The following is a 25,528-nucleotide window of genomic DNA, read 5'->3' on the forward strand; positions in this document are numbered from 1 at the left end:
GGTGCGCGCGGGCGGGGCGGCCGCCGCGCTCGTCGCCGTTGCTGCCGCCGGCTTGGGCGGCGGCTGGTGGCTGGGCCACGACAGCGACGGCGGCGGCGTGACGGTCACCAGCGCCGTCGCCACACCAGCCGCCGCCGGGACCGCCGTCTCGCCCGGCCAGGCCCCCGCTCAGGCCCCGGGAGGTCCGGTGCCCCCCGCCGCCAGACCGATCTCACCCACCGGGCGGGACGGTGCGGCCGGGCTCGCCTCGCGCCTGGCCGGGCCCGGGGTCACCGTGGAGCGGGTGGGCGGCCAGGACGTCGTCGTCTTCTCCGACGCGCTGTTCGCCGCCGGCGACACCGCGAGTGCGCGGGGACGGGCGGCCCTGACCGATCTGGGCACCCGGCTGTCGGCCCTGACCGGCGTCGCCGTCGAGATCGTCGGGCACAGTGACAGCCGCCCGGTGCGGCCCGGCGGACCGTTCCCCGACAACGCCGCCGTGAGCCTGGCCCGCGCCGCCTCCGCCGCCCGGATCCTGCGCCAGGCCGGCGTCCCCGCCGCAGCACTGACGATCTCCGCGGCGGACGACGCCCTCGCGCCCTACCCCGACACTCCCACCGACGATGCCCGCAACCGGACAGTGACCCTGCGCGTCACCCCGCCGTCCTGACGCGAATGCCCGTCCCAGCCCGGACCGTCATCCGGTCGCGGGACAGGACCTGCCCCTTCCCCGAAAGGAACCTCCGCGTGACGCAGCCCGAGCAGCCGGCGCGGCCCCCGCGGCCCGGGCAGTCAGTGCCGCCACCGTCTCCGCCGCCACCATCTCCGTCTCCGTCTCCGGCCCCACCATCTCCCGCGCCGCCGGTGCCATCGCCACCGAAACCCGGTCGCCCGCGGGATCCGGTCGCCGTCGCCCTGGGCAACGCCTCCGGGCTCGGCGCCGGCTACCTGATGCTTGGCCGGGCGGATCTGGGCATCACCGTTCTCCTGATCTCCGCCGAGCTCCTCATCGTCTTCTCGTCCGTGCAGGCGCTGTGGTTCGCCGTCGTCGTCCTGGCCTGGTGGGTGGGCCTGGTCGTGCACGGCTGGTATCTGGCCGGCGGCCGGCCCCACCGTGCATGGATCTGGCCGCACCGGTCCTGGCGTCAGCTGATCGTCGGGCTCGCGGTCCTGCTCCCGATCCTGCTCGTCGTCAGCCTGCTGCGCCTCGACATCGCCGGGATCGACGACGATGTCGCGACGGCCCGACGCACCTTCGACTGCGTACAGGCCCGTTCCGCCGTGGACCGGGTGAATCCGGCGCATCGCATGGTCGCCCTGGACCCGGGCACGGACGGCAGGGACATGGTCAAGGTCTGCGACCAGGTGCAGACGGCCGGGTCCAGTCTCAGCACCGGGCTGACCGGCGACCTCACGCAGCTCGACCGTGGCCTGGGAACCCTGACCACCGTCCTGGCCGACCAACCCGAGTACGAACCGCTGGTGCAGCGGGCCCTCGACCACTTCCTGGCCGGGCTGCCGGTGAAGGATCCCTGCATCACGCTGAAGATCTCCGACTGGCTCGGCGCACAGCACCATCCGGGGACCGTCCTGGACAACACCGCCGCGACCGTCCCGAGGATCGCCCCGGCGGCGATCCTCGGCTGCGCCGACCACTACTTCCAGTCCGGCGACTGGCAGCGCGCCCGGTCGGACTACCAGCTGCTGCTCACCCGCTACCCGCGCAACGCCCTGGCCGCCCGAGCCCGGGCCGGCGTCGCGCAGGCCAACCAGAAGATCTCGCTGGTCGCCCTGCGCGAAGCCGTGAACGCGACGGTCGGCGGATACTGCTCCCGCCCGGTCGCCTACCCGTACGCGCCCGGCGGGGCGAACCGCGCTCTGGTCCTCGGAAGCAAGCAGTACATGAATGGCGTCCCGCCCGAATGGCTCACGGTCGACGCCGGAATCGCCACCCGCATCCTCTGCACGGACAATGCCGGCTACGGAGCGGCGGTGCGGACCTGCTCCTACACGGGTTCGTCGAATCCGCTGGGGCACAGCGTGACGTTCCACAAGGTAGCCATCCACGCCCGGGTCTTCGACGTCCATACCGCCCGGGTGATCACCGATACCACGGTGGAGATCAGCGGCACCAGCTGCCCACAGGTCATCTTCACCAGCGGCACCGAGTCGCGGCGGTTCGTCAGCCCGTCCGACGGGGACGAGCGCGCCGCCTTCCAACCCCTGATCAGCCCCTGATCATGCCGGTTCCCGCCCAGGCCACAGGTCCGGGCTCGTCACGTCTTTACGGAAAGCAAGAATCCGGGGGTCCGGTGGGCGGCGAACAGCAGGGTCAGCTTGATTCGACCCGCGTGGAGATCCGGATACGCACGAAGAAGGATTTCGGGCGTGCGCTGACCGACCTGCGGGAAACCGCGGGACTGTCCGTCCGCGACCTCGCGCGAGCGGTGGACGTGCCGTCGGGAACGGTCGGCGGCTGGTGTTCCGGGCGGCATCTTCCGACGGTGGCGCAGCAGGACCTTCTGCTGCGCTTGCTCGAGGTCTGCGGGGTGGCGCAGCCCGCCGGGCGCGAGCGGTGGCTGGAGACCTGGCGGCAACTGCGACGACCGCTGGGTGTGCCGACGTCGGGCCCATCGCCATACCGAGGCCTTCAGCCGTTCCAGAGGGAACATGCGGACTGGTTCTTCGGCCGGGAGGAGCTCATCGCGACACTGGTGGCCCGGATCTGCGGTCCGGGCCACCAGCCCGGGCCCGTGGTGGTGGTCGGGGCGTCCGGTTCGGGCAAGTCGTCGCTGTTACGCGCCGGCCTGATGGCAACCCTGTGCGGTGGCCCGGGCGCCGGGGTGGGTGCCAGGGCCGGCCATCGATCCTGGCACGGCGTGCTGGTAACCCCCGGACCGAACCCGGTGGCCGCGCTGGCTGCGGAGCTTGCCATGGTGGGCGACGCGGTGCTGGGCGATCCGACGCCGGAGACGGTCGAGGCCGTGCTGCGTCAGGATCCCGGTTCCTACCCGGCCCGGTTCCGTACCGCCGACGCGCCCGCGCTACTGATCGTGGTCGACCAGTTCGAGGAGATCGTCACGGCCTGCCGCGAACCGGCCGAACGTGACGCGTTCGTGGCCGCACTGACCGCGCTGGCCGCACCAGCCGTGCCGGCGAGCGGGTCAGTCCCCACCACAGCGGTGCGGAAGACACCGCAACCGGTGCCGGAACGGGCGGTGGTCCGGGTGGTGATGGGCATCCGGGCGGACTTCTATCCGAACGCGCTGCGCTGGCCGGCGCTGGCGGGGGCGCTGGAGACCAGCCAGATCGTCGTGGGCCCCATGGGCGAGGCCGACCTGCGCCAGGCGATCGCGGGACCGGCGCGCCGAGCGGGTCTGGACCTCGACGAGGGTCTCGTCCATCTGTTGGTGCACGAACTCGCCCCGGCCGGGCCCAGAACGCACCCCGCGGCGCATGACGTGAGCGCGCTCCCGCTGCTGTCGCACGCCCTGCTCGCGACCTGGGAGCACGGTCGGCGCCGGACGATGGGCATCGACGACTACGTGGCGACCGGTGGGCTGCGAAGCGCCGTCGCCCAGACCGCGGACACGCTCTTCACCGCGTTGGCCCCGTCCGAGCAGGAGCTGACCCGGCGGCTGTTCCTCCGACTCGTCCAGGTCGGCGAGAACACCCCGGACACCCGCCGGCGGGTCGACCTGCTCGAGCTGACCGGCGGCCCGCAGGACCCGCGCCAGGACGAGGTCAGGCAGGTCCTGGAACGGTACGTCGGACAGCGTCTACTCGTGGCGGATGCCGACGGGGTGGAGATCAGTCATGAGGCACTGCTGCGCAGCTGGCCCCGCCTGCGGGAATGGATCGACACCGACCGGGCCGGTCACCGCCTGCATCGGCAGCTGACCGAGGCGTCGCGCTCCTGGTCGGACACCGGGCATGACCCCGACGCCCTCTACCGAGGGGTGCGGCTGGCCGCGGCGGTCGACTGGGCCGGCGAGGCCGGTCGACGGGACGAACTCAACCAGTCTGAGCAGCGGTTCCTCGATGCCAGCCTGGCCGCGGCCCTGGCCGAACGCACACGCGAGCGGCGCCGGACCAGACGGGCCCGCTGGCTCGCGGCCTGCCTCGCGCTCCTGGTGCTGATCGCCGGAACCTCCGCCGTCTCGTCGGCGCGGGCTCGGGCCAGTGCCGAGCGGCAGCGGCGGCTGGCCGTCTCCCGAGAGATCGCCGGCACGGCGGGCCGGCTGCGCGACAGCGACCCGTCGCTGTCCGCCCAGCTCGCCGTCGCCGCCTATCGGCTCGCACCCACCCAGGAGGCCCGTTCGGCCCTGATCGCGTCGTCCGGCACGGCGACCGCGACCCGCATGGTGCGTCCGGGCGGCGGGTTGCAGGCCGTCGCCGTCAACGCCGCCGGCACCCTGCTCGCCGGCGCGGGCGCGGCGCGATCGGACACCCGGGTGCTGCTGTGGGACCTGCGACGCCCCGACCGGCCGGTTCTCGTCGGAACTCCGCTGGTGGGCCAGCACGCGCCGATCTACGCGGTGGCGTTCTCCCCGGACGGGCGCACACTCGTCACCGGCTCCGCGGACAGCACCGTCCGGCTGTGGGACGTGTCCGATCCGGCCCGGCCCGCAGCGCTCGGCGGCCCGCTCACCGGTCCGCGGGATCGGATCCTCTCCGTCGAGTTCAGCCCGGACGGCACCATGCTGGCCGCCGGGAGCCGGGACCGGACCGTCCTGCTCTGGGATGTGCACGACCGGGCTCGTCCCGCCCGGCTGGGTGGGGCGCTGCGCGGCGCCGGCGGATCCGTGCAGTCCCTCTCCGTCCGTCCGGACGGACGGGTGCTGGCCGCCGCCGACGCGGCCGACGCCGTGCGTCTGTGGGATCTCGCCGACCGGCGGCGACCCCGTCCGCTCCGCGCGCCGCTGCCGGTCCCGACCCAGGTGAACACGATCTCCTTCGCCCCTGACGGCACCCGGCTCGCGGCCGGGGGCAACGACGGGATCGTCCGGATCTGGAAAACCGCCGACCCCACCCGACCGGTACCGGAGGCGACGCTGGCGGGGACCGGCTGGATCAACGCGCTGGCCTTCAGCGCGGACGGCCGTCGGCTGGCCGTCGCCGGGGCCGAGGACGGCGTCAGGGTGTGGGACGTCGGGCGCCGGGAGATCGTGCTGCGCCTGCCGCATCCCGAGCCCGCCAACACGGTCGCCTTCCGCGACCATGACAGGGCACTGTTCACCAACAGCGCCGACGGAGTCGCCAGGCGGTGGATGGTGCCCGGTCCGGTGCTGTCCATGACCGGCCGGGCCGTCGCGTCAATCGAGTTCGAGCCCGGTCATGCTCTGCTCGGCGATGCCGGCCGGGACGGCCAATTGTGGGACCTGTCGGACCGCGACCGACCGGCACCGGTCGGCCCGCGCCTGACCGCGCCGGCCGGCTATGACCGGTTGGGCAGCGTACTCGGCATCAGTGCCAGCGCCCGGGTGCTGGCCGCGAACACCCATTCCCGAAACGCCGTGTTGCTGTGGGATATCGCCGATCCCGCGCACCCTGTGCGGCTGCCGTCCGTTCTGGCCGGGCACACGGATTTCATCGAGGACCTGTCCTTCGACCCGGCCGGTCGTATTCTCGCCAGCTCCGGCCAGGACGGCACGGTACGGCTGTGGGATATCACCGTTCCCCGACAGCCACGGTCAGTGGCGACGATCGAGCCCGGCGCCGACGTCATCCGGGAGGTTGCCTTCACCCCGGACAGCCGGTTCCTCGCCACCGCCGACGCGGACGGCACCGTGTCACTGTGGGACATTCATGATCCGGCCCACCCAACCCGGGCCGCGCCACCTCTGACTGTCTCCCACGACTACACCTACACAGTGGCCATAAGCCCAGACGGCCGTACCCTGGCCGCCGGAAGCGCGGACGGCACCGCCCGCCTGTGGGATATCACCGATATTACCGAGCCGAAACCGCTCGGCTCCCCGATCGTCGGTGCGGACGGCTATCTCCAGGCTGTCACGTTCAGCCCGGACAGCCGCCGGATCGCCGTCGGCACCGGCTCGGGCCAGGTCTGGATCTGGGATATCGAGAACCGGTCACGGCCCGAGGCGATCGCCGTTCTGCATGCCCCCGACGAGAACAAGACCGTCTGGAACGTGGCCTTCAGTCCGGACGACAGAACCCTGGCCGCGGCGTCAGGTGATATCACCCTGTGGGACGTTGACCCGGACCGTGTCGCCGCTCGCGTCTGCACCTGGTCCGGTAGCCGCATCAGCGCCGCCGAATGGGCCAAGTACGCCCCCGGAGCCGACTACCAGGACATCTGCTCCTGACCCTGTTCCCCGCCCTCGTGACGTGGATGTATGGACTCGTACGGGACTCGCGGGCGGGGTGGTCGCACGCCCGGCACCCGCGCTTCGCTGGCCTCCCGCGGCCTGTGTGAGTGCACCGGCCGCCCGAACGACCACGTCCCCAACCCGCGCAGGCGGCGTGGTCCCACCGGTCAGGAAGGTGATTCCAGATGAAGTCCCGTAAGCGACTGTTACTCTTGGCCCTGAGTCTCTTGCTCGGCCTGACGGGAACCGTTCTCGGCGCGAGCCCAGCCCAGGCCGCGTATTCCGACTGCCCGGCCGGTGTTTCCTGCTACTGGAGCGGAAACAACGGAACCGGAACGAGGTGGCAGGCACCCGGGCCAGGATGGCAGCGGCTTCCGTTCGTGGTCCTTTCCTTCTACAACCGAGGCCTCGGCACCATCTACTGGTACAACGGGGACACCTACACCGGTTGGCATTCACCGGTGGGTGATCGAGGCTCCAACGGCGCGCTGAATGCCACCCGCGTCTACATCCAGCCATAGCCGATGCCATCTGGTGAAGCCATCGGAGGACCACGATGACTCTACTCACATCGCCACCCCGTAGGACCCTGGTAGCCATTCTGACAATGGTGCTTCTGACGATATGCACCGCCGCCGCCCGCGCCGATTCGACCCATAGCCTCGTCTATCACGCCGACACGAGGTTCGTCGCCGGCGAGGTCTGGTACAACTCCGGCTACAGCGCCATCCACGACCACGGGAACACCAGCGTTCCGCAGAACAGTTTCACCATCAAGGACCGATCCTGTGGGGATGGCTGGAGCACCGGCGTCGAATGGGAACTCGACGGCGTGACGCACACCGAGAAGCTGGCCGGCGACTGCGGCCCGGTCGAGCGAACCTTCCAGGCCGAGCCGCTGCGGTCGATCGCGACCCAGTTTCGCTGGCGCGGTTTCAAATGGGACACGAACGGGATCAGCGCAACCACATTCGAGCCGTGGAAGGATGACTGGATCGGAGCATCCCACGTCTGCGGCGGCAGCCCCGATTACATCGACTGGGTGGCGACCTACGGTGACGAGGCCGGAAAGCTCGGGCTTACGTTCACCATCACCGCGAAGCCCACCCGGGCGGGCCTGGCGAAGGCGGGACTCAGGGCTCCCGTGGACGACATGTGGGCCCAGGTGCTGACCTGCACCCCGCTTCCCACGAGCCTCACCGCAGGCCAGCTCACCTCGTTGAAACAGCAACTGTGGTGTCACGCGCGCTTCGCCAATGTCAAAGATGCCGGACCTACCTGGGACCTCGAAGCCAAACGAGGCCCGCTGAAGTCCCTCTCCGTCTCGAAGGCGATTCTCAAGGGATGTAACTGGTAGCCGGCGGCGGCACCGTCAGCGACATGTCATCGAGACGATCTGAGGGCATGTCGGCTTCCGGGTCCCTCGTGCACGTCAGGCCACCGGATCAGGGTTGGTAGCGGTAACCCATCCCTGGTTCGGTGGTGAGGTGGCGGGGGCGGGATGGGTCGGGTTCGAGTTTGCGGCGCAGGCGGTTGACGTAGAGGCGCAGGCTGGAGGTGTCGTCGGCGTGGCCGGGGCCCCAGACCTGGTCGAGCAGGGTGCGGGACGAGATCAGCTTCCCGGGCTCGCGCACCAGCGCCTCCAGCAGCCGCCACTCGGTCGGGGTCAGGCGCAGCGACGGCCCACACGCCGGCTGCGCCGCGGGACTGGCATCTGACGGGCCGCCGCTGGGGGTCTCGGCGAGGACGGTGACGGTCTTGGCGGCGAAGTCGACCTGGTGGTGGCCGATGGTGACGACCGGGCCGGTCTCGGGAGAGGTGGCGCGGCGGGTGACGGCGCGGATGCGGGCGAGCAGTTCCTCGACGGAGAAGGGTTTCGTCACGTAGTCGTCGGCGCCCGCGTCCAGGGCGGCGATCTTGTCGGGGCCGGAGGTGCGGCCGGACAGGACGATGATGGGGACGCGGGTCCAGCCGCGCAGGCCGCGGATCACGTCGATGCCGTCCATGTCGGGCAGCCCGAGGTCGAGGACGACGAGGTCGGGTGGGTGGCCGGCGGCCTCGGCCAGCGCGTGGGCGCCGCCGCCGGCGGTGCGGACCTCGTGGCCACGGCTGCGCAGGTTGATCCGCATGGCGCGCAGCAACTGCGGCTCGTCCTCGACCAGCAGGATCCGCGTCACCAGCCCCTACCTCCGCACCTGGTTCACCGCCGCACCCGGTTTACTGGCGCGCCGAGGCGAGCGCGTCCAGCGCCCGGTTGAGATTCAGCACGTTGACCACCGGTTCGCCGAGGAAGCCAAGGGCCCGGCCGCTCGTGTGTTCCTTCACCAGCGTCCGCACCCGCGCGACGGACAGCCCGCGGGCACGGGCGACCCGGGCGGTCTGAAGGTCAGCGTAAGCGGCGCTGATCTGCGGGTCGAGACCGCTACCGCTGGCGGTCACCGCGTCGGCGGGCACGGCGGGATGCGCCGGGGCGTCACCGCGGACGAGCACCTGGCGGCCGGCGGCGACGTCGTCCGCCAGCGTCCGGCAGCTGACCTTCACACCGTCGTATGTGGTGAGGAACGGCCTGGTCGGGCACTGCTCGTTGACGCTGATCACGCGGGCGACCGGTCCCTGGTAGCCCGGCTTGGCATGGTAGACGGCGAGGACCGCGCCGACGCCGCTCGCGGTGCAGTACGGGCGGGCGCCGTCGACGCCGTCGAACACGCCGATCTCGTGGCTGCGGGTGCAGACCTGGGTGAGCAGGCTCTGGCGGCTTTCGTCGGAGTCCTTGGTGGCCGGGTCGTCGAAGGAGTCGACGACGTCCTCGGGGCCGAGGTTGGACGCCGAGGTGGACGTCGGGTCGTAGCCGTCGCCGGCGGCCGACGGGCGGGACTGGAAGTAGCCGGCGATCGGGTCGCCGTGCGCGTCGGTGAACGACTGGCCGATCAGCGACGAGCCGACCGTGCGACCCTTCGCGTCCGCGACGAGCGAGCCCTCGGCGCGGTCGTGCAGCCCGGGAAGCTGGGCGATGGCCAGGATGAACAGCGGATACGCCAGGCCGACGACGACGGTGAACACGAGCAGGATCCGCAGGGCGGCCAGGTGGCCGCGGACCCAGCCGGGAAGGTGCGCGAACATGGGTCAACCCACCCCCGGGATGAACTGGAGCAACAGGTCTATGATCTTGATGCCGACGAACGGGGCGATGATGCCGCCGAGGCCGTAGCGCGTCAGGTTGCGGGAGAGCAGGGCGCTGGCACTGCTCGGGACGTAGCGCACGCCGCGCAGGGCCAGCGGAATCAGTGCGATGATCACCAGTGCGTTGAAGATGACCGCGGACAGGATCGCCGACTCCGGCGTCGCCAGCCGCATAATGTTGAGCTTGTCCAGCCCGCCGTACACCCCGGCGAACATCGCGGGAATGATCGCGAAGTACTTCGCGACGTCATTGGCGATGGAGAACGTGGTGAGCGCGCCGCGGGTGATGAGAAGCTGCTTGCCGATCTCGACGATCTCGATGAGCTTCGTCGGGTCGCTGTCGAGATCGACCATGTTCCCGGCTTCCTTGGCCGCGGACGTCCCGGTGTTCATCGCGACACCGACATCGGCCTGGGCGAGCGCGGGGGCGTCGTTCGTGCCGTCGCCGGTCATCGCGACCAGCGTGCCGTTGGCCTGTTCCGTGCGGATGAGCGCGAGCTTGTCCTCCGGGGTCGCCTCGGCGAGGAAGTCGTCGACGCCGGCCTCCTCGGCGATCGCCTTCGCGGTCAGCGGGTTGTCACCGGTGATCATGACGGTGCGGATGCCCATCCGGCGCATCTCGTCGAACCGGGCCCGCATGCCGGTCTTCACCACGTCGGCGAGCTGGATGACGCCGAGCACCCGGGCCTGCGGGTGTGGACCGCGGCCGGCGATCTCGGCGACGACCAGCGGAGTGCCGCCGCTCGCGGAGACGCCGTCGACGATCTCGCCGAGCTCGTCCGGGATCGTGCCGCCGGCCGCACGCACCCAGGCCACGACGGCGCTCGCCGCGCCCTTGCGGATCTGCCGCACCCCGCCGTCGACCCAGCCGATTCCGGAGACGGCGCTGGCGGCGCTGGCGGCGGTCGCAGGGTCGTCCGGGTCGATGAGGTCGACACCGGACATCCGGGTCTGGGCGGTGAACGGGACGAACGTGGCCCCACGCAGCTCGCCGGGAGCGCGTTCACGCAGGCCGTACCGTTCCTTGGCGAAAACGACGATCGAGCGCCCCTCCGGCGTCTCGTCCGCGAGCGAGGAGAGCTGCGCCGCGTCCGCGAGCATCAGATCGCTTGTTCCACCGCCCTCTGCGACTCCACCGGACCCACCAGCGCCACCGGACCCGCCGACCGGAAGGAACGCCCGCGCCTGACGGTTACCGAAGGTGATGGTGCCGGTCTTGTCGAGCAGCAGGGTGCCGACGTCGCCGGCGGCCTCGACGGCCCGGCCGCTCATCGCCAGTACGTTGCGCTGAACGAGCCGGTCCATCCCGGCGATGCCGATCGCGGACAGCAGCGCGCCGATCGTTGTCGGGATCAGGCAGACCACCAGCGAGACCAGCACAATGGCGGTGATGCCGTGCCCGGTCAGCGTGGACGAGTCCGGGATGGCGGGTTGGAGGCCCTTGGTGTAGGCGGCGAGTGGCTGCAGGGTCGCCACCGCCAACAGGAAGATCACGGTGAGCGCGGCGAGCAGGACGTTCAGCGCGACCTCGTTGGGGGTGCGGCGGCGGTCCGCGCCCTCGACCAGGGCGATCATCCGGTCGATGAAGCTCTCGCCGGGCTGCTGGGTGATCCGCACGACGATCTGGTCGGAGAGCACCTTCGTCCCGCCGGTGACCGAGCTGCGGTCGCCGCCGGACTCGCGGATCACGGGCGCCGACTCCCCGGTGATCGCCGACTCGTCGACGCTGGCGATGCCCTCGACGATGTCGCCGTCGCCCGGGATGGTCTCGCCGGCGGACACGACGACGAGGTCGCCGCGGGCCAGTTCTGGCGCCGGCACGTCGGAGATGTCGTTCGGCTGGTCACCGGGCGACCAGCCGGTGAGGCGGTGGGCGACGGTGTCGGTGCGGGTGCGGCGCAGGGCCGCGGCCTGGGCCTTGCCGCGGCCTTCGGCGACGGCCTCGGCGAGGTTCGCGAACACGACGGTCAGCCAGAGCCACACGGTGATCAGCCAGGCGAAGACCGAGGGGTCCCCGACCGCGAGCACCGTGGTGAACACGGCACCGACCTCGACGATGAACATGACCGGGTTGTGCCAGAGCGTGCGGGGGTCAAGCTTGCGCAGCGCGTCCGGCAGGCTGTGCCAGAGCTGGCGCGGGTCGAGCATGCCGCCGCCGATCCGCCGCGGACCGCGCGGCCCCTCGTGCCGAGACGGTCCCCCGACCCCGTCGTCGGGACCGGTATCGGGCTCGTGCCCGGCGGTCAGGGTGGTACTCACGCGTGGATCCCTTCGGCGAGCGGGCCGAGCGCCAAGGCCGGGAAGAACGTCAGGGCGACGAGGATCACGGCGATGCCGCCGAGCATTCCGGCGAACTGCGGGCGATGGGTGGGCAGCGTGCCGGCCGTCACCGGCACCGGATGCTGACGGGCGAAGGAGCCCGCCATGGCCAGGACGAACACCATCGGCAGCAGGCGGCCGAGCAGCATCGCCAGGCCAAGCGCCGTGTTGTACCAGGTGGTGTTCACCGAGATTCCGGCGAACGCCGAGCCGTTGTTGTTCGCGGCCGAGGTGAACGCGTAGAGAACCTCGGACAGTCCGTGCGCACCGGAGTTCAGCATCGAGGCGCGTTCCCCGGGCAGCCCCACGGCGACTCCGGTGCCGAGCAGCGCGAGAATCGGGGTGATGAGAAAATACATGGCGGCGAACCGGATCTCCCGCGACCCGATCCGCTTGCCCAGATACTCCGGGGTGCGCCCGATCATCAGTCCGGCGACGAACACGGTGATGACGGCGAGCACCAGCATCCCGTAGAGACCGGATCCGGTGCCGCCGGGGGCGATCTCACCGAGCATCATGTTGAACAGCAGCGAGGCGCCGCCGAGGCTGGTATAGGAATCATGGAAGGAATTGACTGCGCCCGTCGAGGTGAGCGTGGTGGCACTGGCGAACAGCGACGAGTTCGGCACCCCGAACCGGGATTCGGTCCCCTCCGTCGCGGCGCCCACGGCGGTGGGCACGGTGCCGTGGTGGACGGCCTGGAAGGCGGCGCCGACGGCGAAGCTCGCGATCGCCAGCACGGCCATCACCGAGACGATCGCGAGGCCCTGGCGGCGGTCGCCGACCATCCGGCCGAAGGCGCGCGGCAGCGAAAACGGGATGGCGAGCAGCAGGTAGATCTCGAACAGGTTCGTCCAGGAGGTCGGGTTCTCGAACGGGTGCGCGGAGTTCACGTTGTAGAAGCCACCGCCGTTGGTGCCGAGCTCCTTGATTGCCTCCTGGCTCGCGACCGGCCCACCGGTGACTGCCTGATGTCCGCCGGTGAGCGTGTCCACGACCCGGTTACCGTGCAGGTTCTGGATCGCCCCGCCGGCGATGAGCACGATGGCCGCGACCGCGCAGATCGGCAGCAGGATCCGGATCGTCGTGCGGGTGAGGTCGACCCAGAAGTTGCCGAGCTCGTCGCCCGTGCCCATCACGTCGTCACGGCTGCCGGCGCCCGAGGCGACCGGCGCGCGGCGCCGCGCGAGACCGCGCACGACGGCGATCGCCACGGCGATGCCCACCGCGGCCGACAGGAAGTTCTGCACCGCGAGCCCGGCCATCTGGACCAGATGGCCCATGGTCGACTCGCCGGAGTAGGCCTGCCAGTTCGTGTTCGTCATGAAGCTGACCGCGGTGTTCCAGGCCAACGGCGGCGCCACCCCGGAAAAGCCAAGATTCCACGGCAGATGAGCCTGGATGCGCTCCAGCAGGTAGAGCAGCAGCACGCTGACCAGTGAGAACGCCAGCACGCTACGGGCATAGACCGGCCAGCGTTGGCCCGCGTCCGGATTGACCCCGGTCGCCCGGTAGATCCAGCGTTCAACCCGAAGATGGCGCTGGTCGGTGTACGTCCGATGCATGTAGTCGCCCAGTGGGCGATAGGTCACCCAGATCGCGGCAACCAGCAGCGCGACCGCCAGCACGCCGGCGACGTTCGACGACATCAGAACCGCTCCGGGAAAAGAAGCGCGGCCAGCACGAATATCCCGAGTCCGATCGACAGCACCAGGCCGGCGATGTTCTCCGCGTTCACAGTCGTTCGACTCCTCGCACGACAAGCGCCAGCAGCGCGAAGCATCCCAGCGTCAGCAGGACGTACCCGACGTCTTGCATGCGCCCCCTCCTTCTCCCCGATTCGACGTCTGTTCGACACCGACGTCGCCGCGAGTCAACCCCGCGCCGGATCCCCGGTCAGGCCCGTTGTCCGGGATCCTCAGTAAAGCGTCAGGAAATCTGGTTCGCGCGATCACTCACAGCCTTCTCACGGCCGCCCCCCGGATTCTCACAGGGCACTAACATCGATCAAGAAATAACGTCCGACCGACGGTTCCGCCGGTTCCCACACAGGTCGGACGGGTGCACGATGGACGGCGTGGGACGGGGAACTCTGCGGATCTACCTGGGCGCGGCGCCCGGGGTGGGCAAGACCTATGCGGCGCTCGACGAGGCCCGCCGGCGGGTCGAACGGGGCACCGACGTCGTCGTCGGTCTGATCGAGACGCATGGCCGCCAGCACACCGCCGCCATGCTCGACAGCGCAGCCCTCGAGGGGATCGAGGTGATCCCCCGCCGGTTCGTCGAGCACCGCGGCGCCACCTTCACCGAGATGGACCTCGACGCCGTGCTGGCTCGGGCGCCGAAGGTGGCCGTCGTCGACGAGCTCGCGCACACCAACGTCCCCGGCAGCCGCAACACCAGGCGTTGGCAGGACGTCCAGGAGCTGCTCGCCGCCGGCATCGACGTCATCTCCACCGTGAACGTCCAGCACCTGGAGTCCCTCAACGACGTCGTCGAGACGATCACCGGGGTGCCGCAGCGCGAGACCGTGCCCGACGAGGTCGTCCGCCAGGCCGACCAGGTGGAGCTGGTGGACATGGCTCCCGAAGCGCTGCGCCGCCGAATGGCGCACGGCAACATCTACGCCGCCGACAAGATCGACGCGGCGCTGGCGAACTACTTCCGCCCGGGGAACCTCACCGCGCTGCGCGAACTAGCCCTGCTCTGGCTCGCCGGAAAGGTCGACGACCAGCTCGACCGCTACCGCGCCGAGCACAGCATCGGCGGGGTGTGGGAGACCCGGGAGCGGGTGGTGGTGGCGCTCACCGGCGGCCCCGAGGGCGACACCCTGATCCGCCGCGCCGCCCGGATCGCCGCGCGGACCAAGGGCGCGGACCTGCTCGCCGTCCACATTGCCCGCTCTGACGGCCTCACCGGCGCCGACCCGGGTGCCCTCGCCGGCCAGCGCACCCTGGTCGAGAGCCTCGGCGGGTCCTTCCACCAGGTCGTGGGCGACGACGTGCCGGCCGCGCTGCTCGACTTCGCCCGCGCGTCCAACGCCACCCAGCTCGTCCTCGGCGCGAGCCGCCGTGGCCGCCTCGCCCGCATCCTGCATCCCGGGATCGGGGTGACGACGACCAACCGTTCCGGCCCGATCGACGTGCACATGGTCACCCACTCGGAGATCGGCGGCTCCGGCTTCCGGCTGGCCCGGCTGCCCCGAGCGCGCCGCGGTCTCGACCCGCGCCGGCGGGTCCTCGCCATCGGGCTGACCCTCGCGCTGGTGCCGGCGCTGACGGCATTGCTGGTGGTGGGCCGCGACACGGTGAACCTCGCCATCGACATCCTCGGCTACCTGATCATCGTGGTGGCGATGTCGATCGTCGGCGGGTTCCTGCCGGCGCTGCTGTGCGCGCTGGCCAGCGGCCTGCTGTTGAACTACTACTTCGCACCGCCGTTGCACCGGTGGTCGATCGCCGACACCAACGACGCGCTCGCCGTCGCCGGCTTCGTCCTGGTGGCCGCGATGGTCAGCCGGGTCGTCGACACCTCGGCGCGCCGCTACGGCCAGGCCGTACGCGCCTCCGCCGAGGCCGCCACCCTGTCGGTGCTGGCCGGTAGCGTCCTGCGTGGGGAGGACGCTCTACCCGCCCTGCTCGACCGCGCCCGCGAAACCTTCGGCATGACGTCCGCGACCCTGCTCGAACGCCTCCCCGACGACGCGGACGCAGGCACCGACCCCGCCGGCGGGCGAGCCACCACCGACCAGGGCAGTCCCCGGCAGAGCGCCGAGAACACACTCGACGGCGCCCCGGTCGCCCGCGTGGCCAGTGAGGCGTCCATATTGCGTCGGGGCTGGCGGACGGTGCTGTCGGTGGGGCCGGATCCGTGCACGCATCCCGATCAGGGGGCGGTGGACGTCCCGGTCGGTGACGACCTGGCGCTGGTGCTGACCGGCCGGCCGCTGCCCGCGGAGGATCGCCGCATCCTCGCCGCCTTCGCCGCCCAGGCCGCGGTCGCGCTGGAACGTCGCCGCCTCGCCGAAGCGGCGGCGCGGGCCGCGCCGATCGCCGAGGCCGACCGGGTCCGCACCGCCCTGCTCGCCGCCGTCAGCCACGACCTGCGCACCCCGCTGGCCGCCGCGAAGGCCGCCGTCTCCGGCCTACGCGGCGGCGACGACCTACTCGAACCGGACGAACGCGACGAGCTGCTCGCCACCGCCGACGAGTCACTCGACCGCCTCACCCGCCTGGTCGAGAACCTGCTCGACATGTCCCGTCTGCAGGCCGGCATGCTCTCGGTCTTCCCCCGCCCGATCGGACTGGACGATGTCGTCCCGCACGCCCTGGACGAACTCGGACCCTCCGCCCGGGCCATCCCCATCCGCCTGCCGGACGACCTGCCCACCGTGGACGCCGACCCGGCGTTGCTCGAGCGGATCATCGTCAACCTGGTCGCCAACGCCCTGCGCTACTCCCCCGCCGGCCGCCCCCCGACCATCACCGCGTCCAGCCTCGCCAGCCGGGTGGAACTACGCGTGGTCGACCATGGCCCCGGCATCCCACCTGATGCCCGCGACCAGGTCTTCCAGCCGTTTCAGCGCCTCGGTGACCATGACAACACCACCGGCGTCGGCCTGGGCCTAGCCCTGTCCCGCGGCCTCGCCGAGGCCATGCACGGCACCCTCACCCCCGAGGACACCCCAGCCGGAGGCCTCACCATGGTCCTCACCCTCCCGGCCACCGCCGCGCTCAAACGACTCAACGCCCTCGACCATCCCAGCGATCAAGCGCCAACGACCGGTCGACCCAGCCTGACGAGACTGCAAGCCGCAGCCAGATGGGAATCATCGACCAAGCAACCTTGACAACAGAACAACACTTAACGCGACAGTAGAACAAATATATTATTTTACTGATAACTACTGGCTTACATCTAAGCCTCTACTCATCGACGTCAGCGTTGACGCACGTGCTGTAGAGGAGCAATCAGTGGATCCAGTCCTCACGGGGGCGGCGATGGTGATCGCCGGCAAGCTCATCAGATTGGTGGAACTACGCCTGCGCATCCGGGCTTTGCTGCAGCGGGAGGGCCTGCACCACCACCTGCTGTTGAGCGCCGCATCGACCCTGCCGCCGGGCGCCTCACTGCGCGGGCGTCGACCCGACGGGAGCCTTTTTGCTCTAACCACACCATCCGACGTGGCCGGCTGACGGGGCAAGGGCGATGGACAGCAGAACCGACCCACCTGACCCCGCGACGCTCCGCAACCTTGCGCCCGCGGACCCGCCGGCCAGCCATTCGCACGCGCCCTCGACAAATACCATCGTCGAGTTCAGCCTGTTTTACCGCAACTTCTACCCGAATCTTGTCGTGTTCTTGATATGGCAGGGCGTACGATCAGCCGACGCTGCCGAGATCGCTCAGGACACGATGACTAAACTTCTAGGCTACTGGGAGACGGTTCAAAATCCAGCCAGCTGGGCGCGAAGGGTGGCATCTCGAGCCTACGCCAAGCGGCTTGCCGAGGTCCCAGAGGATCCCGTCGTCGAACTGCCACGCCAGAGCTCGCTACCAATTCTAAATAACGCCGACCTAGAATCGGTCGTCGAGCGCAACGAAGTGATTCGTTTGCTGAGGAAGCTACCGGCACGACAGCGGCAGGTCATGGCTTGGCACTACGACGGATATTCCACAGAGGAGATTGCCAGGGAGCTCAAAATGACTAACGGGGCAGTTCGCGCGGCACTCTTCAGGGCTCGACAGGCCTTGGCCGGCCATCTCCTCACAAGAGAGGAGATGGACATGCCATGACAACGTTCAGCAATGACCCTGACAGCTGGCTTTCCCGCGGCATGGACGACCTGGCGGAGAGTATTTCTCGGACCTTGGACATCGGGGCCGGACTCCGAGACGCCCTACTACCATATTGCTACACGGAACTCGCGGAAGACATACGAGGTACCCTCGACATTTCGGCCGGGCTGGCTGCTATTCTTTCGACATCCGGCCCGGGGCTTCTTCGCCCTCCGCCACCCTCCTCGGGAGCAGGGGATGGAAAGGAGTACAGCCCGTCCACCTCTGCCACCGCCGCCTACCTACGAACCCTGCCGCCCACTACGCGGTTGTCGCTGCGGGGCCATCCAGCCGTCATCAGCCTTGTACTGGTCTTCCGGCTCGACATTGCCATCAACCTGGGCCGCGAACTCGCGCTGCACCCAGCCCGTAAGACTGCTCTTACACTCGGTCAGATCCTTGGCCTTGCACGTGATCTTACCCCCGTCCTGGGCCTTTGCTTGGGACGGGATCTTTCGATCACTCTCGAAGAGAGCCGCATGCGCGCGCTGACCCTCGCCAGGGATCTCGCGTTTTCCCCCGGATCAGGCTCGTCACCCGACTCCCACCTGGCTACCGACCTCTTGTCCGACCTGGTAAATTTCCGCGCGCGGACCCTTTCCAGATGCCTAGACGAAACATCTAACTACAACCATCGAATCGTGGAGCACTTTATCTCCGACCTTAGCCGCGAGCGCGACCTTGACCATGCACGCGACCGCGCACGCGCCCTCCTCCGCGCCAGACACATCGACTTCGACGACACTCTGGCCGAGTCAATGATTCGGGATATCTCCCGCGCCAGAAATGAATTTGTCAACGTGGATCTAAGCGAGGCAAAGCTGACCGGAGTGCCACTCCTGGGCATCCGATGGTCACACATGACTCACTGGCCGCCCAGCTGGAAGGATATGATAGAAAGGTATTCTGAGGAGATCGAGCCAGGAATCTTCGAAATCTGCGATGGGATGGCATACATCGACTTGGACATGGTGTTGGCCGGCTTCTGAGCACGGCGCCCGTCCGCCAGGACTTCCGTGGCTGCAATCCTGACCAGGACAGTCGCAACACCTCTGTCACAAGAGGTAGATGCCGGGCAGAAAGGATCATCCCGCCGCGCCCAGGTCGGCGGCGCGCGACTCAGCTCGGTACGCCGCCCCGGCCAGAGTCGATCTCCCGGATCTGCATACGCTCAGCAAAATCTCAACTCCGGCGGCTGGACCGAGCTGCCATGATCTGTCGCCGCCGAGCCCGTCGACGGCGACCCCCTCCGGCCGTACCCACTCTTCTCCGCCGCGCACGCAGACGACCCCGCCCCGCGACGGGTGGCTACCGGGTGCGACGGCTAGACATGTGGGGGTATGTTGTGTGGCTGGGGTGGGTAGGACCGCCTATTCTGGGTCTCCGATGACTGTTGTCGCTGACGTTCTGACGTCCCCACGTTCCCAGACCGCCGCGCTTCCCCGGGCCCATCGGCATGTGCCGAGCTCGGCGGCGCCGCTGATCGTCCGGTCGCCGCAGCAGATCGCGGCGCTCGCGGCGGTGTTCGCGGCCATGGCCCTCACCGTGCACTGGGCGAGCGGGCCGCTCGTCCAGCTGGTCGATCATCCGATCGAGTCCTGGGTGATCCATCATCGGACACCGACGGCGGACGCCGTAGTCCGGCGGATCTCGTTCCTGGGCAGCTCGCAGGTCGTCTACACGCTCGGGCCGCTGCTGGGGCTCGCGGCCCTGGCCCGGTGCAAGATCGTGGGGGCGACGGTGTTGGCCGTCACCGCGGCCCGACCGCTGGTCGAGTTCACCTTCAAATCGCTGGTCGGGCGGCCGCGGCCGGACATTGACCGGCTCGTGCGCGGGACGGGCTACTCGTTCCCCTGCGGGCATGTGATGGCCGCGGCGGCGCTGTGGGGCATGGTCCCGCTGGTGCTCTCGCTGTACGTGTCGTCGCGGCGGGTCTGGCGGGCGAGCGCGATCGCGTCCGTCGCCATGATCGTCATGATCGGCTCGACCCGGGTCTATCTGGGCGTGCACTGGCCGAGCGACGTGGTCGCCGGAGCGATCCTCGATCTTCTCCTGCTGAGCCTGCTCGACCGGGCGTTCCACCGCGTCCATGACCGGTATCACTGCCGGGCATCTCATCCTTAACAGGTCCTGAACAGCACCGAGCTGGGTATCGTCGCTCTCGTCCGAACCCGTCGTATGTGGGGGGCGCGATGCCAGACGAGAACGCCGCCTCGTTGGTACCGATCCCCCCGCCCGCCGACGGCGCCGAGATCCCCTCTCCAACCCGCACCACCGAGACCAGCGCCGCGGCAGACGCCGTCGGCGGGCCTGAGCCCATCGGACCAGGTCCTGGAGCCAGCGCTCTGGGTTTCGCGACCAGCGCCGTGCCTCCCGCGCGTTCCGGGTCCGTTGTCGCCGAACCTGATCCCCGGGCCAAGGCCGAGGCCAGGCCCGACAACGCCGGAGCCACCGGAACCACCGGAGTAGCCGACGCGGCCGAGACGGCCGGAGGGGCGGCCGACCGTGCCGGGACCGGCGCCCAGGCGGGTGGGGGCGAGCGGCTGGTCGTTCGGCTTGACGACGCGGCGGCACGTGACGTCTCGCTGGTTGGGGCGAAGGCGGCGAATCTGGCTGTGGCCGCCGGGGCCGGCCTGCCGGTCATCCCGGGGTTCGTGGTCACGACCGTCGCCACCGACCCTGACCGTCCCGGGGGAATTCCGGCCACCCGTGGCGGTGGGACCCTGTACGAGCGCTGGCGCGAACTGACACACGACGGGGAGCTGCCACTCGCGGTCCGGTCGTCCTCGGTGGCGGAGGACTCGGCGTCCTCGTCCTACGCCGGGCAGTTCCTCTCGGTTCTGCACGTCACCGGCTGGGAGGCGTTCACCGAGGCCGTCGGCAAGGTCGTCGCCTCGGCCGCAGAGGTAGCTGGCCCGGCGGCGGAGGTGGCTGGCTCGGCCGCGGGGCCGATGCCGATCGCGGTGCTGGTGCAGCCGATGGCCCAGGCCCGGGTCGGTGGGGTGATGTTCGGGCTGGATCCGCTGACGGGGAACGCCAAGCGGGTCCTGGTCTCGATGACCGACGGGCTGCCCGAGCTCATCGTGAGCGGCCAGGTCACCGGCACGACGATGCTGCTGGCCCGCCATGGCCGGCTGACCTCGGTGGAAGGGACGGTGCCGGCGGCCGTCCACGCGCACCAGCGCCGCCAGCTCGCCCGGCTGGCCCGGCGTACGGCGAAGGTCTTCGGCGCGCCGCAGGACATGGAGTGGTTGATCGAGCCGGACGGCACGCTGCGGCTGCTGCAGAGCCGGCCGATCACAGCGGCGGTGCCGGTCGCGCACGGGCGGGTGTTCGGGCCGGGGCCGGTCGCCGAGACGTTCCCCGAGCCGCTGTCCCACCTGGAGCTGGAGCTCTGGCTGCCGCCGCTGGAGGACGGGATCCGCGAGGCCCTGCGGATCTCCGGCGCGGCTGGCGGGCGGGCGCTGCGCCGCCGGTTCGTCATCGACGTGCAGGGTCGGGTCGCCGTCGACCTGGAAGCCCTCGGCGTGATCAAGTCGAAGCACTGGTACAGCGTGCTCGACCCGCGCCCCGGCGCGCGCCGGCTGCGGGCCGCCTGGCGGCTCGGGCGGCTGCGGGCGGCGTTCCCGGCCATCGTCGCCGATCTCGCCGAGGAGATCGACGCCGACCTGCACGCCGTGCCCGACCTCGCCGCCCTCACCGACAGTCAGCTGAACCTGCTGCTGTACAACGCCGGGGTGACCCTGCGCGGCACGCATGCCCACGAGGTGCTCGCCGGGTTCTTCCTGGACGCCCGGGCAAGCGCGACCACCGGTGCCGCGGTGGCGTTGGCGGCCGTGTCGCACGCACGGGACGACGGGCTGTCCGACGCCGAGATCGTCGCCCGGCATCCCGAGGCGCTGGCGCTGGTGGCGCCGTCCATCGGTGCGCCGGCGCCGTTACCGCCGACCCCGGCCTACGTGCGGGCGCCGTCGGGCCGCGGTGACGATCCGGTCGCGGTGGCACGGGAGGCGATGCGGCTGCGGGCGCGCTGGCTGCACGAGATCACCGCCCGGGCCGCGCTGGAGCTTGGCCGGCGCCTCGTGCGTCACGGCCAGCTGCACCATCCCGCCGACGTGCGTCATCTGAGCCTCGACCAGCTCCAGGAGATGACGGTCTCGCACGCGATCGCCGCCGCCGCGCTGCCAGGCACGGCGTCCGGCGCCCGACCCGCGGGCGGGAGCGCGAGCCTGCCGGCGCGGTTCCGGCTCTCGGCGGACGGGCAGGTGGTGGCGGACCGCCGCGGCTCCGGCACCACCCAGGGGGTCAGCCCGGGTCGGGCCCGTGGCCTGGTTACCCATGACGCCGCGGGTGCGGCCGGGCGAGTGCTCGTCGTCAACAGTCTGGACCCGGGGCTCGCCGCGGCGCTGCCGGACCTCGCGGCGCTCGTCTCCGTCTCCGTCACCGGCAGCCCGCTGAGCCACCTCGCGATCCTCGCCCGGGAGAACGGCATCCCCGCGGTGATCGGCGTCGCCGACGCCACCACGACGTTCGCGGACGGCGACGAGGTCCTGGTCGACGGCAGCACCGGCGAGGTCACCCGCATCGACACCAACACCGACGCCGACATGGACTACGGCGAGAACAGAGGCGGCGGGGACGGCGGCGGCAAGGCCGGAGACAGAGGCGGAGACAGGGGATGAGGCGGATCATCGTTCCGGGTATCGGCGCGGTCACCCTGGTCGGGGCCGGCGCGTACTTCGTCGTCTACCTGTACCGCTGGGAGTGGAACCGGGCGCTGATCAGCGGCGGGATCTTCATCGCCGTCGAGGTGATGCTGGTCGGGACGCTGCTGCTGCGCAGGATCAACCGACTGGCCGCCAGGGTCGAGGTCGACCCGGACCGACGCCGGCGGATCGAACGGCGCCTGCGCGACGCCCCACCGCCCCGCAGCGCCGTGTTCGACTGGATGCGCGCCGACAGCTCGTCGTCCGCACCGGTGTTCATCCCGATCCTGATGGGTGCGGGACTGCTGCTCTCGGGCCTCGCCTGGGTGGTCGAGCGGCTGGCCCGCGCCACCGCCGGCGGCGCCGCCGACCCGGGCGTCGCCGCCACGATGGCGCGGCTCGGCCCGCCTCCCGGTGGCCTGCTCGACACCTCCCAGGATCCGCTGCGTCTGCTCCGCCAGCCCACGAGCCCGCGATGACGGGCCGGCGATGAACGGCGCGGCGCTGCGGACGCTGGTCGCGTTCGCGGTCGCGGCGGTCGCGGTCTACTTCGGCGTGCAGGTCCTGCAGGAGGCGACCGAATACCACGGGGGCGCGGGCAGCCAGGCGCGGACCACCGTCGTGTTCAGCGTGAAGGACCGCGGCTTCAAGCATGGTCCCGACTTCGCGGCCGAGGCGCTGTGGCGCGGATGCGTCGCCACCATCGGCTGGGACGGCGAGGACGATCCCGTCGCCCAGGGTGATCAGACCTACCACGCCACGCTGCGGCCATCGCTGCCGTCCGACACCCGCCGTCGCCTGCGTGGCTGCCTGGAGGATCTCACCATGAACCATGTCCGGGGCAGGGTCGTCAGCATGAGCTCCGGCCCCGCCTGAACCCGCCCCGCCGGGCACGCCCACGGGCTCGCCCGCGGACTCTCAGTCTCCTCAGCCGAGGATGCCGCGTTCGTAGGCGACCGCGACCGCCGCGGCGCGGTCGCGCACGCCGAGCTTGTTGTACAGGTGGATGAGGTGCGTCTTGATCGTCGCCTCGCTGACCAGCAGCTCGCGGGCGGCGGCCTGGTTGGTGGCGCCGGCGGCGACGAGGCGCAGAACGTCGAGTTCGCGGGGGCTCAGCGCGTCGGGCTCGCGGACGCCGACCCGGTTCATCAGGGTGCCGGCGACGGACGGCGCGAGCACCGACTGGCCCGCGTGGGCGGCGCGCACGGCGCGCAGAAGCTCCTCGCGCCGGGCGTCCTTGAGCAGGTAGCCGGTAGCGCCGGCCTCGATCGCGGGCAGGACGTCCCGGTCGGAGTCGAACGTGGTCAGCACGAGCACACGGGCGGGATGATTGCGGCGGCGCAGCTGAGTGATCGCCTCGACCCCACCGGTGCCCGGCATCCGCAGGTCCATGAGGATGACGTCGACCTCGATGGACTCGGCGACCCGGATAGCCTCGGCCCCGTCGGACGCCTCCGCGACGACGACGAAGTCCGGATCCGCGGTGAACACGCCGCGCAGCCCATCCCGGACGATCGGATGGTCGTCCACGATCAGCAGCCTGATCGGCCCGGACTGCCGGCCATTGTTCACGCCTGCGCCTCCCGCGGACGGACAGCGCGCACGCCGCGGACCCCGCCCATCCCGCCCACACCGTCCACACCGCCCACACCCTCGTCCGTTCCGATCGGCATCTCGCCCGTGCTCCGCGGGAGGGGGATCGCGGCGTTGACGATCGTGCCATCGCCGGGGGTGGACTCGATGGTCAGAGTGCCGGACAGGGTTTCGACGCGGCGGCGCATCCCGGTCAGGCCGTAGCGTCCGGGCGGTGAGCCGTCGGACGGGTGAAAGCCCCTGCCGTCGTCGGCGACGTCGAGCAGCAGGGTGTCGTCCAGGTAGCTCAGGGTGAGCCGGACCCGGGTGGCGTGGGCGTGGTTGGCCACGTTCGCGAGGGCCTCCTGCGCGATCCGGAACAGGGCGCTCTCGGTCTCGCCTGGGGCGCGGGTGGGCTCCCCGGTGGTGACCACGTCCGCCTGGATCTGGGTGCGGCCGGTCCAGTCGCGGGCCAGCGCGGCCAGGGCGCCGGGAAGGCTGGCGCGGTCGAGCTGTTCGGGGCGCAGGGCCCGCACCGAGCGCCGGGCCTCGACGAGGTTTGACCGGGCGAGCGTGTCGGCGAGGTCCAGGTGACGGGTCTGTTCGGCCAGGTCACCGGCGTCCTCGCAGCGGCGGGCCGCCTCCAGCTGGGTGATGATGCCGGCGAGGCCCTGGGCCAGCGTGTCGTGGATCTCCCCGGCGAGGCGGGATCGCTCCTCGGCGACGCCGGCCTCGCGGGCCTGGGCCAGCAGCTGGGCGTGCAGCCCGACGTTCTCCCCCATCGTGTCCTGCAGGCGGCGGTTCGTCTCGGCCAGTTCGTCGATCATCCGGCCTCGTTCGACGTTCTGGTCGATCACCCGGTTGATCAGCGTCGACATGCTGAGCACCGCGATGACGTTGAACCCCGCCATGATCAGAAAACTCACGGTGTGGACGAGGGAGCCGTTCGGGTACCCGGCGGTCTGGGACGCGGCCAGGATGAAGGCGGTCACCACGAAGCCGTGGACCCGGCCGCAGCGACCGAGCTCGTCGGCGAAGAAGTACCCGGTGAAGGCGTACACGCCGTACCACGGACTCGCCCACACGAGCAGGGCACCGAGCGTGGCGTGGACGACGAACACCAACCGGCGCAGCCGCGCCGGTACGCCCTCGATCGGGTAGCGCAGCATCCCCACCGACCACCCGGCGGCAATGACCACCAAGGCGATGCCCAAGATCAGCCGTTCCCGGGAGATCTCCAGCTGCGAGAGGGTGATCAGACTCAGCAGCGTCGACACGACGAGCATCGGCAGGAGCAGCAGGCGGGCGATCCGGTCGGACCGCTGCTGCCAGGAATTCGCCGCCTCGACGGGCACCCCGTCCACCGGCATTCCGCCGACGGGCACACTGCCGGCCGGCACTCTGCCGCCGGACACGCCGTGGGCCGCCGCTTCCACGTTCATACGTGTGATGGTCGCACCGCGATCGGCGGGAGGGAGAACGTCCGAACGGACGGTGCCGCCGCGGGAGGTGGCACCGTCCGTTCGGGTCGGGGGGGGGGGGGGGGGGGGGGGGGGGGGGGGGGGGGGGGGGGGGGGGGGGGGGGGGGGGGGGGGGGGGGGG

20 protein-coding genes are annotated in these 25,528 nt (G+C 70.7%); 13 read left to right on the forward strand and 7 right to left on the reverse strand.

Annotated elements, in window-relative coordinates:
* The 5 genes from MXD95_RS16870 to MXD95_RS16890 form a co-directional block, all read left to right on the forward strand.
* On the forward strand, positions 1–649 hold a 649-nt coding region (locus MXD95_RS16870; protein WP_374122056.1), incomplete at its 5' end, for an OmpA family protein.
* 194 nt (positions 650–843) lie between these two features.
* Positions 844–2,217 carry a hypothetical protein gene (locus tag MXD95_RS16875; protein ID WP_250641618.1) on the forward strand — a complete coding sequence of 458 codons (1,374 nt, stop codon included), beginning with the start codon at positions 844–846 and terminating at the stop codon, positions 2,215–2,217.
* Between the two features lie 74 nt (positions 2,218–2,291).
* Positions 2,292–6,308, forward strand: a complete 4,017-nt coding sequence (locus MXD95_RS16880; RefSeq protein WP_250641602.1) for an nSTAND1 domain-containing NTPase — start codon at positions 2,292–2,294, stop codon at positions 6,306–6,308.
* Between the two features lie 188 nt (positions 6,309–6,496).
* A complete protein-coding gene (locus tag MXD95_RS16885; protein ID WP_250641603.1) occupies positions 6,497–6,832 on the forward strand; it encodes a peptidase inhibitor family I36 protein in 336 nt (111 codons plus the stop codon).
* Positions 6,833–6,918: 86 nt separating this feature from the next.
* Positions 6,919–7,668, forward strand: coding sequence for a DUF2599 domain-containing protein (locus MXD95_RS16890; RefSeq protein ID WP_250641604.1), 750 nt, complete (start codon positions 6,919–6,921; stop codon positions 7,666–7,668).
* 88 nt (positions 7,669–7,756) lie between these two features.
* Here the strand turns inward: MXD95_RS16890 and MXD95_RS16895 are convergent, their stop codons facing one another.
* The 5 genes from MXD95_RS16895 to kdpF all read right to left on the reverse strand — a co-directional run bounded on the left by MXD95_RS16895 (position 7,757) and on the right by kdpF (position 13,548).
* Positions 7,757–8,440: a response regulator gene (locus MXD95_RS16895; RefSeq protein WP_251078518.1), complete on the reverse strand. Its 684-nt coding sequence runs from the start codon at positions 8,438–8,440 to the stop codon at positions 7,757–7,759.
* A gap of 88 nt (positions 8,441–8,528) precedes the next feature.
* Entirely contained in the window at positions 8,529–9,431 is a 903-nt protein-coding gene (locus tag MXD95_RS16900) for a potassium-transporting ATPase subunit C (RefSeq protein WP_250641606.1), read from the reverse strand.
* 3 nt (positions 9,432–9,434) lie between these two features.
* Complete coding sequence (kdpB, locus tag MXD95_RS16905) at positions 9,435–11,750, reverse strand: potassium-transporting ATPase subunit KdpB (RefSeq protein WP_374122057.1); 2,316 nt, start codon at positions 11,748–11,750, stop codon at positions 9,435–9,437.
* Entirely contained in the window at positions 11,747–13,459 is a 1,713-nt protein-coding gene (kdpA, locus tag MXD95_RS16910) for a potassium-transporting ATPase subunit KdpA (protein WP_250641607.1), read from the reverse strand. The genes kdpB and kdpA overlap by 4 nt, the downstream gene beginning before the upstream one ends.
* Positions 13,459–13,548 (reverse strand): K(+)-transporting ATPase subunit F, encoded by a 90-nt coding sequence (gene kdpF, locus MXD95_RS16915; RefSeq protein WP_248819066.1) that lies wholly within the window; start codon positions 13,546–13,548, stop codon positions 13,459–13,461. The genes kdpA and kdpF overlap by 1 nt, the downstream gene beginning before the upstream one ends.
* A 330-nt stretch (positions 13,549–13,878) precedes the next feature.
* Here kdpF and MXD95_RS16920 point away from each other — a divergent pair, with 330 nt between their 5' ends.
* The 8 genes from MXD95_RS16920 to MXD95_RS16955 all read left to right on the forward strand — a co-directional run bounded on the left by MXD95_RS16920 (position 13,879) and on the right by MXD95_RS16955 (position 23,230).
* Positions 13,879–16,659 carry a sensor histidine kinase gene (locus MXD95_RS16920; RefSeq protein WP_250641608.1) on the forward strand — a complete coding sequence of 927 codons (2,781 nt, stop codon included), beginning with the start codon at positions 13,879–13,881 and terminating at the stop codon, positions 16,657–16,659.
* Between the two features lie 124 nt (positions 16,660–16,783).
* Positions 16,784–17,005 (forward strand): hypothetical protein, encoded by a 222-nt coding sequence (locus MXD95_RS16925; RefSeq protein WP_250641609.1) that lies wholly within the window; start codon positions 16,784–16,786, stop codon positions 17,003–17,005.
* Positions 17,006–17,018: 13 nt separating this feature from the next.
* Positions 17,019–17,606 (forward strand): RNA polymerase sigma factor, encoded by a 588-nt coding sequence (locus MXD95_RS16930; RefSeq protein ID WP_250641610.1) that lies wholly within the window; start codon positions 17,019–17,021, stop codon positions 17,604–17,606.
* Positions 17,603–18,637 (forward strand): hypothetical protein, encoded by a 1,035-nt coding sequence (locus tag MXD95_RS16935; RefSeq protein WP_250641611.1) that lies wholly within the window; start codon positions 17,603–17,605, stop codon positions 18,635–18,637. The genes MXD95_RS16930 and MXD95_RS16935 overlap by 4 nt, the downstream gene beginning before the upstream one ends.
* A 397-nt stretch (positions 18,638–19,034) precedes the next feature.
* A complete protein-coding gene (locus MXD95_RS16940; protein WP_250641612.1) occupies positions 19,035–19,772 on the forward strand; it encodes a phosphatase PAP2 family protein in 738 nt (245 codons plus the stop codon).
* A 68-nt stretch (positions 19,773–19,840) separates the two neighbouring features.
* Complete coding sequence (locus MXD95_RS16945) at positions 19,841–22,330, forward strand: PEP/pyruvate-binding domain-containing protein (RefSeq protein WP_250641613.1); 2,490 nt, start codon at positions 19,841–19,843, stop codon at positions 22,328–22,330.
* A complete protein-coding gene (locus tag MXD95_RS16950) occupies positions 22,327–22,833 on the forward strand; it encodes a hypothetical protein (RefSeq protein WP_250641614.1) in 507 nt (168 codons plus the stop codon). Before MXD95_RS16945 ends, MXD95_RS16950 begins: the two co-directional genes overlap by 4 nt.
* Positions 22,834–22,843: 10 nt before the next feature.
* On the forward strand, positions 22,844–23,230 hold the full coding sequence (locus MXD95_RS16955) for a hypothetical protein (protein WP_250641615.1): 387 nt from the start codon (positions 22,844–22,846) through the stop codon (positions 23,228–23,230).
* A 51-nt stretch (positions 23,231–23,281) separates the two neighbouring features.
* On the opposite strand, the gene MXD95_RS16960 is transcribed toward MXD95_RS16955, so the two are convergent.
* Both MXD95_RS16960 and MXD95_RS16965 read right to left on the reverse strand, forming a co-directional pair.
* Positions 23,282–23,926, reverse strand: coding sequence for a response regulator (locus MXD95_RS16960; protein WP_250641616.1), 645 nt, complete (start codon positions 23,924–23,926; stop codon positions 23,282–23,284).
* Positions 23,923–25,368 carry a sensor histidine kinase gene (locus MXD95_RS16965; protein WP_250641617.1) on the reverse strand — a complete coding sequence of 482 codons (1,446 nt, stop codon included), beginning with the start codon at positions 25,366–25,368 and terminating at the stop codon, positions 23,923–23,925. The genes MXD95_RS16960 and MXD95_RS16965 overlap by 4 nt, the downstream gene beginning before the upstream one ends.
* Positions 25,369–25,528 lie beyond the last annotated feature (160 nt).

The organism is Frankia sp. AiPa1 (assembly GCF_023243075.1).
Lineage (GTDB): Bacteria > Actinomycetota > Actinomycetes > Frankiales > Frankiaceae > Frankia.

What these genes read in the sequence shown, in the direction of transcription:
- MXD95_RS16885 (WP_250641603.1), top strand. Translation starts at nt 6,497, where the DNA reads ATGAAGTCCCGTAAGCGACTGTTACTCTTGGCCCTGAGTCTCTTGCTC.
- MXD95_RS16890 (WP_250641604.1), top strand. Translation starts at nt 6,919, where the DNA reads ATGGTGCTTCTGACGATATGCACCGCCGCCGCCCGCGCCGATTCGACC.
- MXD95_RS16895 (WP_251078518.1), bottom strand. Translation starts at nt 8,440, where the DNA reads ATGCGGATCAACCTGCGCAGCCGTGGCCACGAGGTCCGCACCGCCGGC.
- MXD95_RS16900 (WP_250641606.1), bottom strand. Translation starts at nt 9,431, where the DNA reads ATGTTCGCGCACCTTCCCGGCTGGGTCCGCGGCCACCTGGCCGCCCTG.
- kdpA (WP_250641607.1), bottom strand. Translation starts at nt 13,459, where the DNA reads ATGTCGTCGAACGTCGCCGGCGTGCTGGCGGTCGCGCTGCTGGTTGCC.
- MXD95_RS16920 (WP_250641608.1), top strand. Translation starts at nt 13,879, where the DNA reads ATGGACGGCGTGGGACGGGGAACTCTGCGGATCTACCTGGGCGCGGCG.
- MXD95_RS16930 (WP_250641610.1), top strand. Translation starts at nt 17,019, where the DNA reads ATGGACAGCAGAACCGACCCACCTGACCCCGCGACGCTCCGCAACCTT.
- MXD95_RS16935 (WP_250641611.1), top strand. Translation starts at nt 17,603, where the DNA reads ATGACAACGTTCAGCAATGACCCTGACAGCTGGCTTTCCCGCGGCATG.
- MXD95_RS16940 (WP_250641612.1), top strand. Translation starts at nt 19,035, where the DNA reads ATGACTGTTGTCGCTGACGTTCTGACGTCCCCACGTTCCCAGACCGCC.
- MXD95_RS16945 (WP_250641613.1), top strand. Translation starts at nt 19,841, where the DNA reads ATGCCAGACGAGAACGCCGCCTCGTTGGTACCGATCCCCCCGCCCGCC.
- MXD95_RS16950 (WP_250641614.1), top strand. Translation starts at nt 22,327, where the DNA reads ATGAGGCGGATCATCGTTCCGGGTATCGGCGCGGTCACCCTGGTCGGG.
- MXD95_RS16955 (WP_250641615.1), top strand. Translation starts at nt 22,844, where the DNA reads ATGAACGGCGCGGCGCTGCGGACGCTGGTCGCGTTCGCGGTCGCGGCG.
- MXD95_RS16965 (WP_250641617.1), bottom strand. Translation starts at nt 25,368, where the DNA reads ATGAACGTGGAAGCGGCGGCCCACGGCGTGTCCGGCGGCAGAGTGCCG.